This window comes from Ruegeria sp. CF5 (assembly GCF_056537325.1).
The window spans coordinates 1-13,604 of the sequence record NZ_JBQFRI010000021.1; the positions used below are offsets into that span (position 1 = coordinate 1).

A 13,604-nucleotide genomic window follows, 5' to 3' on the forward strand; every position below is an offset into this window, starting at 1 on the left:
CTAAATGAGATCGTCACGGTTTGCTCCTGTTATGTCCCAGCAGGCGTTAGCAGAACTGCGTTCGATCTGACAGGTTGGGCAGAGTTTGCGACAGAACCGCCGCCAATGCTTGTTTTTCCATCTGCTCCTCCAACACGCTACTCCCTAATCTTGATCCCCAGCCATCGCGAGAATCTCATCTTCTGGCAGAAATGTAACCCGGCCCACCAACAACGCCTCGGCGTCGAATATGAATTCCCAAAGCGCATGTTACGGACCGACCGGCTCAGCGATAGTGCGCCATTCCTTGATTTTGCGACGAAGGCTTTCCTTTTGGGCTTCAGTCATGTTTGCCCCTTGCTGTTTGCGCCGCCGAGGTGAAAATCAAAGACAGAGCCTTTTGGCTTTCCCCCGGCGACTTCACGCCTACCTCTTTGTCTCGGGCATACGAGGCGGCGCGCAACTCTCCTATTTGTCGTCTACATGCTCGGACTTGCTGTTTGCCTCATCCAAGCGAAGCTTTGTTCTGCACGGCGATCTGACTTTAGGGAAAAATAGAGCTGGGACGCAAAACCCAAAGTTGCCAGCAAGACACTAACAATTGGCAGAACAATCTGTAACACTAGATCCTGCCAAGAAAATGTAGCGTCATAATCATTAATGCTAATGCTAATAACAACATTGTTGTCCGACGGAAGAAACTGGTAAAGAGTTACAAGCGCGATTGCTGCAAACAAGAACCGCCATTTTGCAAGAAGCTTTAAAACAGACACAGGCAAAATCCTCAGCTTGACGTAGATGAGATGTCGAAGTTTAGCCCCTTAGTCCCCTCGCGCAACCAGCAGCGAGTGCTTTCTACGTTCTTATCTGGCTTGGCAACCGGGTCAGGCGCATTTGCCTCAGCCATTAGGCCACCCGCCGTCATACTCTTGATAATGACACCGCCAACAGCTCCTATTCGCGTCTACAATTACTGGCAGAACCCGTGAAGCCAACAACCGTCCATCCCGGCTGAAGGTGCTTTCCACAGTCACAGAAACACTGCGCGAGTGATCGACACCGATATACATCGGCTCGACGTCGGAAAGCGGCACGTAAGCCGAGGGTTTCTCGCCAACAAACAGCTTCGGATTACACCCCTTAACCACTCCGCCTTCCGTAATGGGGCCTTCTCAGTCAAGTGAACATTGGTTTCGCCGCAGCCTTTAGCTAAGCCATATGAATAAAGGTAGGCGGTGTGTACAAAGCAGTCATGTCGCCGAAGTACTAATTGGATTTGAGCATTCACATATTGTCGCTGCGCGCTTTGCGACCGAGATAGCCGCCATGGTGGCGAATACCATAATCCTGGCATGAGAACCCTTTGGCTTCCATTGTTGCCAGTGCAATTGCATCACTAATGGCGAGCATGACCGCGATGCTGCTAGTCGGGGTCAACCCTAAAGGGCATGCATCCTCTTTTACCGGTCCCATGTCCAATATGACTTCGCAATACTCTCTAAGTTCGGAATCGGGATGGGATGTTATCCCGATCAAATGAGAGACCCCTAAATGTTTAGAAAGTTCCAGAATTTCTATTACTTCCCTAGATTTTCCACTCGTAGAAAATGCATAGAGAATATCTTGTTCGCCAACAATTCCTAAGTCCCCATGCGCTGCTTCACCTGGGTGCAAGAACACAGCTGGAGTGCCCGTCGAACACAAGGTAGCTGCGAACTTTTTGGCAATGTGGCCAGCCTTTCCGATACCCGTCGTGATAAGTTTCCCTTCACAATTTACCGCTAGTTTCACAGCGGCTACAAAATCTGCGCTGATGTTCACTGAGCTAATTGCATCTGCCTCAGCTTTCAAAACAGCTCTTATTCGTTCTGCAATATCCACGGCAATAATCCCTCTTAAACACTAGGATCCTTTTGCACACTCACCCATGCTGGCCTCCCTATTGTGAGCTTTCGTATGTCTGCTGTGAGCCCATTGTGACCGATACCTCACGGCACACAATTTTCGGGATGGGTGAAATGCAGACGTTCGCGGCTTGTTGTCATATCCCGGCAAAGCGGGACAAACTGGTCGCCAAAGCGAATTCGGTTCGGTCCCTCAATCTTTCAAAGTTGCTAGATATGCAATGAGATCCGCGCGATCCTTTTCGTTTTCAATTCCGAGCATCACTTTGGTCGTCCCGGGTACAAACTGATATGGGCTAGCGAGATAGCTATTCAGTGTATCCGCATCCCACACCAAACCTAATTCGCGCAAATAGCTTGAGTAAGGAAACTCGGGATCGGACGCAGTGGGTCGTTCGAATACGCCCCAAAAATTGGGCCCATTATCACCTGCAATTCCCGTCGCCGAAGGTTTGCCGTGGCAGACTTCGCACCCCTTGGCTAGAAACTCACCATTTGAAACATTGGCACCTTGCAACTTATCGGCAATCGGTTGGCTCTCTACTCGCTGAGGCGCTCCCGCTTCGATGAGCACCTCGGCGATTTCGATGTGCCCCGCTCTCAGCGCCTGATGCAAAGGAGTTGAGATATATGGTTCATAGCTGGCTGGATCCGCCCCAGCCTCAATGAGCACTTTTACCACTTCGATGTGGCCATACCCTGCCGCATGGTGGAGAGCGGTTCCAACCGTATAAGTATCATTTCCCTGATAGAAAAAAATTGTTGGATCGGCTCCCCGCGCAAGAAGAAGTTCAACCAACTCGGTATGGCCGAATTTTGCCGCTACAAAAAGCGGTGTAACGCCCGGTGCACTTGTCATGTTCGTACTGCGAAGTTCGAGCGGTACACCCTTGTCTAGTTCCGCGAGAACGCCCTCAATATTTCCACGTTTGGCGTGAAGATGGATGATTTCCGCCAATGCCTTCTCAAACGAAAAGATGAACAGCGACAGAGTAACTATAATCAGTCGAAACATATGCGCCTCCGAATTCAACGGCTGAAGCCAACCATAAGCAGATAAAGCCGTTGTACCAAACCTAACGGAAGAAATGGGTTCCTGTGCGACGTTCGCGCCAGTTCGTCAGCCTTGTGGTCGCTCGTACAAGAAGCGTTACCGCCATGGCAACGCATGACGGCAAAGTGGGCTGCTTCCGCAGCATTTGAGTCAGTTTATGGATGTTGGCTCGGAGCCAAAATCGTGGGCCTGCTGGTTCGAACTGAACGTCAGCTTCGTCCGCACAACAGGCATCGGCGCTCCCTACTGTGAATTCTCGAATGTCCGCTGTGAGCCCTTACCTGCCTTTCCCGATCTAGTTGAGCGCCGCAATTGCATTCTTCAGGATTGGTTCGATTGCGGGCCTTAGCGGTTGGTTCACAAAGTCACAGGCTGCGGACAAAGCCGCTATCAGCCTAACCTGCCTTAGACTTCAACCATCTTCGTATACGGCCTCTGGCATTCTCAAAAGGTGATGACGAATTGAACTGGATCATCCGCCCTTTGGTCCATTTCCCGTGCCAAGGTGAGCCGAATAATTCTTCATCAGTTCGCTCTGATATTTCCGATACGAGTTGATCTTTGGCAGCAGCCAGCCTTCGACGGTTTTCACCAAAGCTGTTTGCGGAATAGTCTGCATAGAATTTCTGAGCGAGTGCGCCAATTTCGTTCCATTTGTAACCAACTTCAGGAAATTCAACATCTTTTCCACTGTCGTCTTGATCCAACCACTTCAAAACCAGTTCGTTCCAGCCGATCAGATATGAGACGAGGTTGTTCGCGCTCATTGTTGTGTTACTTGCATGGCCGTCCATGCTTCTTTCGTCAGCTATGACGAGAGGAACAGCGTCCAAAGCGGCATCAAGCTTGGCGAAACGCACGGCTATTACTGCGATTAGCTCGTCTTTAGAAGTTGGTATGGTCATGGCTAAAGACTACCAAGAACAGTTAGGAAGGAAACCCAGCGTCGGCAGGCTTGGGCTCGCTGCCGCCGTTCTCTGCGGCACGCATCATCGGGCGGAACGAGCCCTTACCTGCCGTCGACCAAACTTCGGTCCTTTGCATGTGTGGTACGTCGAGAACCGCACATTCCGGACGTTCGATGTCAGGTAACGACTGGTGGGTGAGCGGGACTTTGCGGCTGTTCGCAAACTTGGCTTGGTGGTCTGCAACCTTCGCAATGCGGTCCTTTGTGCGGTCTCGGCCAATGATCGCCGCTCATTGATTGGCTATTCCGTTTCCCTCAGCACGATACCAACTTGTTCGGCGTAGTCATCCCAAGCGTGAATGAGCTTTTCCAGAACCACAGGCTGCGCGACAGCAAGATCAGTCGTCTCACCAGGGTCTGAATCGAGATCGAACAGCCGCCATTTGCCGTCACCATATGGCGCAACGACTGCCACCGCTTTCATAGCCCCTTGCCGCATCCATTTGCCGTTCATCAGTTCGCCCCCGATGAACTCCTCCGCGCCATAGACGGCGTCCTGCTCTCCTGCAAGAAGCGCGGTCATGGACTTGCCAAGCATCGGCTCCACGGGATTTCCGTTGACGGTCTCGGGATGTACTATGCCTGCCATCTCCAGCATTGTTGGCATCAGATCCGTGACATAGGTAAACGCATCTGTCATTCGACCACCTTCGACCCCTGGTCCGGCTACCAGCAACGGCACTCTGATGCCTCCCTCGCTTACCGTCATCTTGAACCGATCCAAAGGGCCGGACGATGCCCCAGCAAAGCCCATTCCGTAAGCATAGGCTGAGATTGCATCGCCAATGGCCGCAGGGCTATTGTCGAACTGGCTGAACCACTCGCTTCCTGCATTGCCGGGATAGTCCTCAGAATACCAAGGGTTCGATCCGTTGTCGGACAAGAAGAAAACCACCGTGTTACCCAGTTCCCCGATGTCGTCGAGAAAATCCAGAACGCGCCCGATGTGATAGTCGAGATTGTCGACCATCCCGGCGTAGACTTCCATTCCGCGGACTTCGACCGCCTGTTCTTCCTGTGAAAGCGTGTCCCAAGGAGTTACCTGTGGCTGCATTTCAGACACCAGAGCATTCGATGGCACCAGTCCGATATCCTTCGCGGCTTCTACCCGTCGCTGGCGGAGAACTTCATATCCTTCGTCATAAGCCGACTGGTATTTCGATTTCCACGGCTCTGGCACATGCAGCGGGTCGTGGGGTGCCGTGAGCGCGAAGTAGCCAAGGAAGGGCTTGCCATCACCCCGGTTGGAGCGGATCGCATCCATCAGGAAATCCGCATAACTCCGGCTTGAATGGAACGTCGGGGGAAGCTCCCACAGCCGCTCGCCATTTAGTGTGTAGGCGGCGGGGGACTCTAACTCTCTGACTCCGGTCATGTCGTCAAAATGGCTCGCCCCTCCGTACAGCATCGAAAAGGTCTGCTCGAACCCCCTGTTGTAGGGATAATGGTCGGGTTCGTGCCCGAGGTGCCACTTGCCTGCCATATAGGTGTGGTACCCGTTGTCTCGCAGCACTTCGGCCAGCGTAACGACACGGTCATTTAAGTGGCCCTCATACCCCGGATTGCCGATCTGGTTGGGTGCAAGCAACTCGCCCATGTTGCCCATACCCGCAATGTGGTTGTCTGTGCCAGTCAGCAGCATCGAACGGGTCGGTGAACAGGCAACGGATGCATGGAAATCGGTGAAGAGGACGGCTTTTTCAGCTAACGCGTCGAGCGCCGGTGTGTCGATTTCTCCGCCATAGGCTCCGATGTCGGTCCAACCCAAGTCATCTACCATGATCAACAGAAAGTTGGGCTGGTCATCCTGTGCAACGGCAGCGAACGGAGCGCAGGACAGGATCACCGCTCCAAAAAAGTTCAGGTTCAGAATGTTAGTATGTCTAGTCATAATAGTCTCACTTTAGGTTCTTGATGGCCCTGTCCGTTGAGAAAACAAAACCAGTGCCGGAGGTCAGCGCCGTCTGGGCAAGACGACCTGGGCCTGCAGGCGCAAACGGACGCCCTCCGCACCAACCTCGGGCGTTTCCAGCCAATAGCCCGCCCCCGCTTGCAGATTGACCGGCAGCGCGCCCCATCGGACCAGCTTTGATACCGAAACGTTTATGGGCACAGCCCAGGCTTCAGCCTCCCAGTCGTAGGTGCTTTCGCTTTGCAGCGAATAGGTCCACGCGCCTTCGGTGGAATAGGCAAGAAAGGGCTGGAGAAAACTCACATTCGTGGGGGTTTCGGGGTTGCTCTCAAGATCCCACAGATGATTGGCCAACGCGCCATAGGTCCAAGTTCCGGCCTGACGCAGGGCAATGCCGGTGATCCCAGCGGCCCATGTATCACTCGACACGCCGCTAAAGGTCGGAAAGCGCACAACGGGACCAATACCCCAAGTAACGTCTCCAGTCCCGATTGGTGAGAACCATGCGGAGAACAGAATATCTCCGAACCCCTCCTGGCGCGTCCCCGGGACAACGTCTTCCTGCCAAATGTAAGGGATGATGGTGCGGGTGATCAGATTGATGTCATCGTTCAGTTGAAAGGGTACCACCGGCTGAAAGTTCAGAGTGGTGCGCGATCCCTGATCAGAGGCACCCAGATTGTCATCATAGTTCAATTGAAACGGCACCGAGATGATTGTCGCAAGCGGGTTGGCCAACTCCTGGGCCAGATCGGCTGCCTCGTCTGCAACCGTTGTGGTTCCGGCACTGGCTGCAAATAGTAGCCCCATTAGAGCATGGGATCGACGCATAGCCGTGTACTCCCTTTGAAAGGTGGGTTGGACGAATGGTCTAGTTGATCGGTTCCAGTTTCGGGAAAGCCCAACTTCCGTTCAGGATTTCATCCTTCGGCTCATAAAGGCGGATCGCGTAGTTCCAGCCCGAAGTGATCGGAAGGCAGTTCACGCGGCCATCGTCGCACCCACCGAAATGAAGTGTGACTGAGCCGTCCATTGCAGCTTCAGCAGTGTAGCCATTATAGCTGTTTACGCCCAGATCGTTGGCTTCCAGAAAGCCGCCGGCATTGTAGACGGTCACCGACCAAAACGCCCGAACCGGCACATCCCTGACCGTTACCGCATATGGTGTTTCGCCGTCATTCTGATCGACCGCGTCCAGCATATAGATTGCGGCCTCGGGTGGAAGACCACCCCAGCCCGAGAAAGCGCCAACCAGAAACTGAACCGGATCAATATCGTCTTTTGTTCTGCCAAAGGCTCGCGCTGAATCGATGCCGAGCAAGGACAAGTCGTTTATCGCCTGACGCGCAATGGCAAGCTGTTCGGTGTTCCAGTTGGGCGCGTCAAACGGACCCGTTCCACTGCCGCTTACGACAATCCCATCCTGAGCGGCCTGAGCGGCGGCAATATCATCCGGGTCAGTCACATCGACGAATGTGCGAAACACGATGTAACCAAAGCGCGTACCAAGGTCTTCCTGTTTGATCTTGTAGGTGCCGGGCTCTGCCTCGGCGTACATAAAGTGGTCCTGATTGATGACATGCATCGAGATATAGCGCCCATCTGCCTCGGGCAGCGTAACTTCGACGGACTCGCTCAAATCCAGCAGGACCGCGGAATAGAGCGTGTCCTGGTTCATTCGGATAACGGGTTGATTATCAGGCGTCGTGGCTTCGCGCATATGCCCCAACTCGCCAACAGCCAGACCGAGATTGGCCATGTTGGTCCGAAACATGTGGTCAGTCTCAGCACGCACGAGGGTGTCAACGGTCACATCGACCAAGTCCTCGCCCCAAACGCCTGTCGGGAGTGTAAGCGCGACTGTCAGAAGTAGCTTTTTCATCGTCGGCATCCTGTTGTTCAGTTGGTGGGTTGTACGAAGGGGAAGACCCAGCTTCCGTCGATGACGTCTAGACCGGGTTGGTAAAGGCGGACGGCATAGTTCCAGCCATCCATGATCGGAAGGCAGTTCACGCGACCGTCGTCGCAACCGCCGAAGTGAACGGTGACGCTACCATCGTCATTCTTGGCACCGGAAACCGAGTTGATTACGTAGGCGTCGAGGGGATTGAGCTCAAAAAACCCGTCTGCATTGTAGAGACTCACGGACCAGAATGCGCTCACCGGTACATTCGCCGGTACATGAATCTTGTATTCTCCGAGCGGCAGGCCGGGTTCAATATTCAGGTAAAAGGCTTCGTCTTCGGGGAGACCACCAAAGCCGATAGCGGTGCCAAGAAAATGGCGCAGTGGGTCTACATGATCGGCCGTACCGAAGGTCCGGGCGCTGTCTGTGGCGAACCTGCCCAGCTCAATCGCAGCCCGGCGTACGGCCTCGAAGCTCTCTGTATCGTAGTCGGGCATCTCGAAGGGTGCGGCCGAGGCGGCATCGATGGTGAACCCGTCCTGAATTGCGTTGACCGTCGCAATATCTTCCGGGTTCTCGGCATCCACCAGTATTCTCATGAAAACAAGTACGTAGGGGGTATGGAATGTGTCCATGTCAAGCTGGAACACACCGCCGCCATCAAACACTTCATTGATGAAATGATCCTGATTGACCACCATCGTCGTCATGTACCGGTCGCCCACATCGGGCAGCGTTAGGGTTGCGCCTTTGCTGATGTCAATAACGGCAACGCTGTAGAGCGTATCGCGGTTCATCCGAATGGTGGGCTGATTGTCGATGGGGGTGGGTTCTTTGAAGTGAAAGAACTGGTTTACGCCTCCGGCCAGGCCATTGTACGTCTTCAGTTCGTTGTCTGTAGCAGCCCGAACAAAGTTATTTATAGTAATGGGCACTTCGTGTGCCTCAGCAAGTGCATCGACTGTCGTGTCAAAGCTCTGAGCGGTCGCTGTGCTCCCAAGCAGGACAGCTAAAGCAGCAAATTTCCAGCGTTTGTGCGAAAGTTGGATCATGTGTCTGCTCCGTTCACCCATGGCCGCAATGCATTATTGGATGGACCTGATACCTGTTCCGTTGCGCTGACATCTGACACGCCCGCTTGGGCTTGCAGTACATCCGCAATCAGAGTCGCGGTCACCCCATTGGAACAAATCACAAAGCTCGAATATACACCCTGACAGATAGGTGCTCCAGCACCCAAAAATCGGCCAAAAATGACAGGTGGCGACGACGCGGCAACCTGTCATCAGGACTTCAACCCACGCCGTCGCCCCGTTGCAGGCTGGCCATTCAAGCCATAATGTCAGTTTGTTAGGCGGGACGCTTCAACAAGGCAGCCCGCAGCAGCCTGACATTTTCACCTCAAAAAGAAACTTCCGTTTTGACGCAGGTCAGGGACACCAATCCGCGTTGGACTATGTTTGATATGCTTGGCCGCCCCAATTGCGGCAATTGCAGGGTGTATGATGACGAAGCAGGATGCGCAGATTCAGCACAAAACACCGCCGCTTGCACGCGGGCGGGTCATCTTGCCGCTTTTGTCTGCGTATCGGGAATCCGGCCAGTCTTTAGAAACCCTGCTTGCGGGTTTCGACCTTTCGTTGTCCGAGTTGAGCGCCCCGGATTGCTTTATTCCACATGACACAGTTTACGCCGTGTTCGAAGCCGTCGCGCTAAAGACGTCCCCGGATTTCCCGGCCCTTGTTGGCCAGACATCAGACCCAACCGTCTCATCCCCATTCGGACAAGCCGTTCGTGGTGCAAAGTCTCTGGCTGATTTCATCGCAAGGTTCTGCGTTCATGCCGGAGGCAATACAAACGCGGTTACTATGACACTTGATGTCTCCGGAAGTTACGCTGTGCTTTCTGCAAAACGCAGGTTCACGCCACACCGCTCTCCGGCCTACATGGATGCCTTTCAAATCAGCCGGTGGGCCACGTTGCTGCATGAAACCGCCGCACAGCACTGGGAGCCGAACAAGGTTCTGGTTCGGGTAAACCGTCCTGATCTGCTTCCGTCTTATTTTTATGGTATCCACGCGGTGGGTGTGGGCCCGGACGGGTATTCAATCCGCTTTCCCAGTGCCTGGCTATTGTTTGAAATGGTCAGCCGAACGGCGGTCGAGGCCGCGCCGATAACTCAGGATACCAAAAACCCGGTACCGACAGATTTGTTGAGCTCGATCCAAAGCGTTGCCAGCTCTATGGTTGGGCGAACCGAATTGTCGGTTACGTCGCTCGCAAAGGTATGTGGTTTTCGAGGCGCGGTTCTCAACCGACGGCTTGCGACCTATGGGACATCTTTGTCTCGCATCGTCATCGAAGCCAAATGCGGTTTTGCGAAACATTTGCTTTCAGAGACCGGGCAGTCAGTGGGCGAGATAGCTGATCAGTTGGGGTATTCTGACGCGACCGCCATGACACGGGCATTCAAGAAATGGACGGGTCAGACACCGTCGGAGTTTCGCACCAACGAAGTCAACAGTCACGCGGCATCTGTTCCAATACTCGACGCGGTCGAATGCGATTGTGAAACTCAACATGAATCCGGTGCGGTCCAACCTGTATCGCGCCTGCAACTCGGGATAGGCAGGAAGGGGAGCATGCCATGGAAAGCAGAAAATGCTGAGAGTTTTTAGCAGCTTTCTGGTTGCGTCGATTACTGCTCTACGGATCAGTAGCAGCGGGCTTTGTTGCAAAGTTCTGAACGTGCCAAGGTGTCTTAGCGATCGCAATGAACCTAGGCGGCCAACTCACGCCCGGAATCTGTCCGTTTCGTCAATTTGCAGAACTGGCGGCATAAGCTACGGCTTCGGTGCCAACTCTTCGATCAGTCAGAAACTTCGCAACAGATCCATTCAGGGGCAGATACTGCGCTGCATCCGATGTCCGGAATGAGCCCAGAACGTCCGATGCTGCACTCCCTACGAGTGTCAGCTTTGGGTCGAACTCTGATCTAGTCGCGATGAGGCTTCTTCAAGGTGTGTTTTGAGACGACCAACAACATTTTGCGCTGTCGCAATATCATCTGGCGACAGGCCTTCCGAGAGTTCATTCACCCATGGGATTTGCCTTGCAATTGCGGCTTCGTACAACTCCTGCCCCTTTCGAGTCATGACGACAAAGTGCGCCCGCTTGTGGTGTGGGTTCGGCTGAAACTCCACTATTCCTTCTTTGCTCAACTCGTTGACGATCCTTTGAACGCCCTGCCGGTGAACACCCATCGTCCGTGCATGCCAGGCAACGGATTCCGGTCGATCAGAATAAGCAATGGCGCCAAGGATCTGCCATCGGGCACTTGTCAGACCGAGTTCTGATACGAGGCGATCACCGGCAAGCTGCAATCGACCGTTTAGCCGAAACACGTCCAGTATCAGTGCTGTCACGGCTTCTCCTGCTTCGGTCCTTCGTTTATCCGACATGTCGGCTTCTCATTTTATATGACAACATATTGTCATTATGCTTGATGCTTCCTAAATATGACAACATGACACCAAATTGAAGTTGCTTTCAAGGAGTACCGCAATGGTCAGTTTCAAACCCCTCGACCCCGAGTTTCCCATCGAACGGCAATTGGGCATCGACGCTGGACCCGTCGTTCTCGTCAATCTCTTCACAGTCGATCCCGTTGACCAAGTCGCCTTGGTAGAAGCCTGGAAGTGCGATGCCCAATGGATGAAAAAGCAGCCGGGTTACATCAGCACCCAGCTGCATAAGGCTATTGGTGACGGTAGCATGTACCTGAACTACGCGGTCTGGGAGTCTGTTGCGGACTTCCGCGCCGCGTTTTCCAACCCCGAGTTTCAGCAGCAGCTCAGCCACTATCCCTCAAGCGCTGTGACCGCACCCCACCTGTTCGAGAAGGTTGCGGTGCCGAATTGCTGCACGGTCTGACGAAACCCTTTCCAAAAGCCAATTTGAGGGAGCCGCTATGAAAACAATGATTCACGCCATCGCGGGCGGCATCGGCTTTGTGATGATCCTCCTCTTCTGGACATCAACGGTCACCAGCGAACTCTTTGCAAGCCATGAAACAGTCGCAACCGTCAAGGCATTGATCCTAAAAGGCATGTTCATCCTCATCCCGGCAATGGCGATTGCTGGCGGATCGGGCATGGCAATGGGCCGGAAACGCAAAGATGTGCTGACGAAAGCCAAGAAAACCCGCATGCCTGTTATTGCGCTGAACGGTTTGCTGATCCTCGCACCCGCCGCCTGGTTTCTGGCGGGTAAAGCCGCTGCTGGCGAATTCGACAGCACATTTTATTCGGTTCAGGTGATTGAACTGATCGCCGGGGCGGCCAACCTCACGATGATGGGACTGAACATTCGTGATGGCTTGCGAATGACCGGCAAAATTCGAAGGCCGCGCTGAACATGTGATTCCAACCCAAGCATGGCCAAATTGTCGACAGTCGAGCAAACGCAGCGAATTAGTGCTATGTCCGCGCTCTGTGAATTCGTCCAACCACAGAATTTGTGTCGCGGCGAATGTCAGCAAAGTGGGCTGCGCCCGCAGAATTTCGATGCCGTGCTGAATGTCGGTTAGGGGCAGACCTTTCTAACTTTCCGCAGCAATCCTCAGATTGCGTAATCTCGACCACGGGCATCGAGCATGGCTCTCCTGCTAACGGCTTCAATCGTGCATTTGTGGGTTTGAGGAGGTTGTCCTCTAGGCCGTGTCACAAGCCAACATTGACATCAATGATGACAATATGACATCATTGGTGACACTATGAATGACTCGACAGATCTCTACTACTTCATTCGGCTTGTGCGCCCGCTCTACAAAGTCTTGGAAAGCGCTGTTGCACGTGAATTGGGTGGCACCGGACTGACCGTTACGGAGCGGGCGGTGCTTGAGCAACTCCATGACCATGGACCACTTCCTGTTCCGAGGATCGCTGACCGACTAATCGCACCGCGGCAGTTTGTTCAAAAGACTGCGAATGCGCTGATTGAAAAGAGGTTAGTCGATCGCCGCCAAAACACTGCGCATCGCCGTTCAAAGCTCTTGGCGCTGTCACCAATCGGCGCCGAATTGATCGAAACAGTTTTGGCACGCGAGGCGGTTAACATCGCGCGCGTTTCAGAATGCTTGTCACCCGAAGAGATCGCGACGGCTGTGCGCGTCGCAGAAGCGATGATTGAGGGATTTGCAGAAAAGGAGACGAAAGATGATTGAAGTATTAGACGGCGAGTGCCTTTGTGGTGCCGTTAAGTACTGCGTAAATGCTGCTCCAATCATATCGGGCGCTTGCTACTGTCGTGACTGCCAGAAGACCTCCGGCGGTGCGGAAGCCCATGGAATGATGTTTCCTGCATCAGCGGTGACCGTTGTACAGGGAACGCCAACAACATTCAGGCGCAAGGTCGAAAGCGGAAACGATGTCTTTCGGCAGTTTTGTCCGGTTTGTGGAGTGCACGTTATGTCTTGGAACAGTGCAGCGCCAGAGTACAAAGCAATCAAAGTCGGAACGCTGAAGGAACCATCCGTTTATCAAAGCCAGGGCAGCTTGTGGGTTTCTTCAGCTCAATCCTGGCATCGTCCTGGCCCGATGTTGCCGCAACATTCAAAGATGCCTTGCGTTACGGAGCTGTCGATTGCTCAGTAAGAGTTTAGTTCCCCTACTTGTTCTAATGGCGGAGGAGTTAATTCGAGAGTTTCTGCAATGCCGTGAGCCGTTAACCAGTTCCCAAGGACGACCGATGGTTTAGGATCGACTCCGACGCATGAGTTTGAATGGTTCTGTCGCAAACTCTGCCCAACCTGTCAGATCGAACGCAGTTCTGCTAACGCCTGCTGGGACATAACAGGAGCAAACCGTGACGATCTCATTTAA

General features: G+C 53.5%; 14 protein-coding genes. 6 read left to right on the forward strand and 8 right to left on the reverse strand.

The features are described from left to right. The coding region (locus tag ACR0NW_RS23770) for a hypothetical protein (RefSeq protein ID WP_480791958.1) at positions 1–360 on the forward strand (360 nt) is incomplete at its 5' end. A 903-nt stretch (positions 361–1,263) separates the two neighbouring features. Here ACR0NW_RS23770 and ACR0NW_RS23775 read toward each other — a convergent pair. The 7 genes from ACR0NW_RS23775 to ACR0NW_RS23805 all read right to left on the reverse strand — a co-directional run bounded on the left by ACR0NW_RS23775 (position 1,264) and on the right by ACR0NW_RS23805 (position 8,774). Further along, complete coding sequence (locus ACR0NW_RS23775) at positions 1,264–1,860, reverse strand: KpsF/GutQ family sugar-phosphate isomerase (protein WP_480453278.1); 597 nt, start codon at positions 1,858–1,860, stop codon at positions 1,264–1,266. Between the two features lie 216 nt (positions 1,861–2,076). Then, complete coding sequence (locus ACR0NW_RS23780) at positions 2,077–2,898, reverse strand: ankyrin repeat domain-containing protein (protein WP_480453276.1); 822 nt, start codon at positions 2,896–2,898, stop codon at positions 2,077–2,079. A gap of 434 nt (positions 2,899–3,332) precedes the next feature. Beyond that, positions 3,333–3,842, reverse strand: a complete 510-nt coding sequence (locus ACR0NW_RS23785) for a ClbS/DfsB family four-helix bundle protein (protein WP_480453275.1) — start codon at positions 3,840–3,842, stop codon at positions 3,333–3,335. 303 nt (positions 3,843–4,145) lie between these two features. Continuing rightward, entirely contained in the window at positions 4,146–5,795 is a 1,650-nt protein-coding gene (locus ACR0NW_RS23790) for an arylsulfatase (protein WP_480453273.1), read from the reverse strand. A gap of 63 nt (positions 5,796–5,858) precedes the next feature. Continuing rightward, the gene (locus ACR0NW_RS23795) at positions 5,859–6,647 is read right to left on the reverse strand and encodes a transporter (RefSeq protein WP_480453271.1); all 789 of its coding nucleotides are present in this window, start codon (positions 6,645–6,647) and stop codon (positions 5,859–5,861) included. Positions 6,648–6,687: 40 nt separating this feature from the next. Next, positions 6,688–7,698 (reverse strand): DUF1254 domain-containing protein, encoded by a 1,011-nt coding sequence (locus tag ACR0NW_RS23800; protein WP_480453269.1) that lies wholly within the window; start codon positions 7,696–7,698, stop codon positions 6,688–6,690. Between the two features lie 17 nt (positions 7,699–7,715). Continuing rightward, a complete protein-coding gene (locus tag ACR0NW_RS23805) occupies positions 7,716–8,774 on the reverse strand; it encodes a DUF1214 domain-containing protein (RefSeq protein WP_480453268.1) in 1,059 nt (352 codons plus the stop codon). Between the two features lie 450 nt (positions 8,775–9,224). On the opposite strand from ACR0NW_RS23805, the gene ACR0NW_RS23810 reads away from it, so the two are divergent. Beyond that, positions 9,225–10,400 carry an AraC family transcriptional regulator gene (locus ACR0NW_RS23810; protein WP_480791959.1) on the forward strand — a complete coding sequence of 392 codons (1,176 nt, stop codon included), beginning with the start codon at positions 9,225–9,227 and terminating at the stop codon, positions 10,398–10,400. 294 nt (positions 10,401–10,694) lie between these two features. Here ACR0NW_RS23810 and ACR0NW_RS23815 read toward each other — a convergent pair whose 3' ends face one another. Then, on the reverse strand, positions 10,695–11,183 hold the full coding sequence (locus ACR0NW_RS23815; protein ID WP_480453265.1) for a MarR family winged helix-turn-helix transcriptional regulator: 489 nt from the start codon (positions 11,181–11,183) through the stop codon (positions 10,695–10,697). Between the two features lie 103 nt (positions 11,184–11,286). Here ACR0NW_RS23815 and ACR0NW_RS23820 point away from each other — a divergent pair, with 103 nt between their 5' ends. The 4 genes from ACR0NW_RS23820 (at position 11,287) to ACR0NW_RS23835 (ending at position 13,376) form a co-directional block, all read left to right on the forward strand. Then, the gene (locus ACR0NW_RS23820) at positions 11,287–11,655 is read left to right on the forward strand and encodes an antibiotic biosynthesis monooxygenase family protein (RefSeq protein WP_480453263.1); all 369 of its coding nucleotides are present in this window, start codon (positions 11,287–11,289) and stop codon (positions 11,653–11,655) included. 37 nt (positions 11,656–11,692) lie between these two features. Then, a complete protein-coding gene (locus ACR0NW_RS23825) occupies positions 11,693–12,136 on the forward strand; it encodes a hypothetical protein (RefSeq protein WP_480453261.1) in 444 nt (147 codons plus the stop codon). Between the two features lie 360 nt (positions 12,137–12,496). Beyond that, positions 12,497–12,946 (forward strand): MarR family winged helix-turn-helix transcriptional regulator, encoded by a 450-nt coding sequence (locus ACR0NW_RS23830; RefSeq protein WP_480453260.1) that lies wholly within the window; start codon positions 12,497–12,499, stop codon positions 12,944–12,946. Next, positions 12,939–13,376: a GFA family protein gene (locus ACR0NW_RS23835; protein ID WP_480453258.1), complete on the forward strand. Its 438-nt coding sequence runs from the start codon at positions 12,939–12,941 to the stop codon at positions 13,374–13,376. The genes ACR0NW_RS23830 and ACR0NW_RS23835 overlap by 8 nt, the downstream gene beginning before the upstream one ends. Positions 13,377–13,604: the final 228 nt, after the last annotated feature.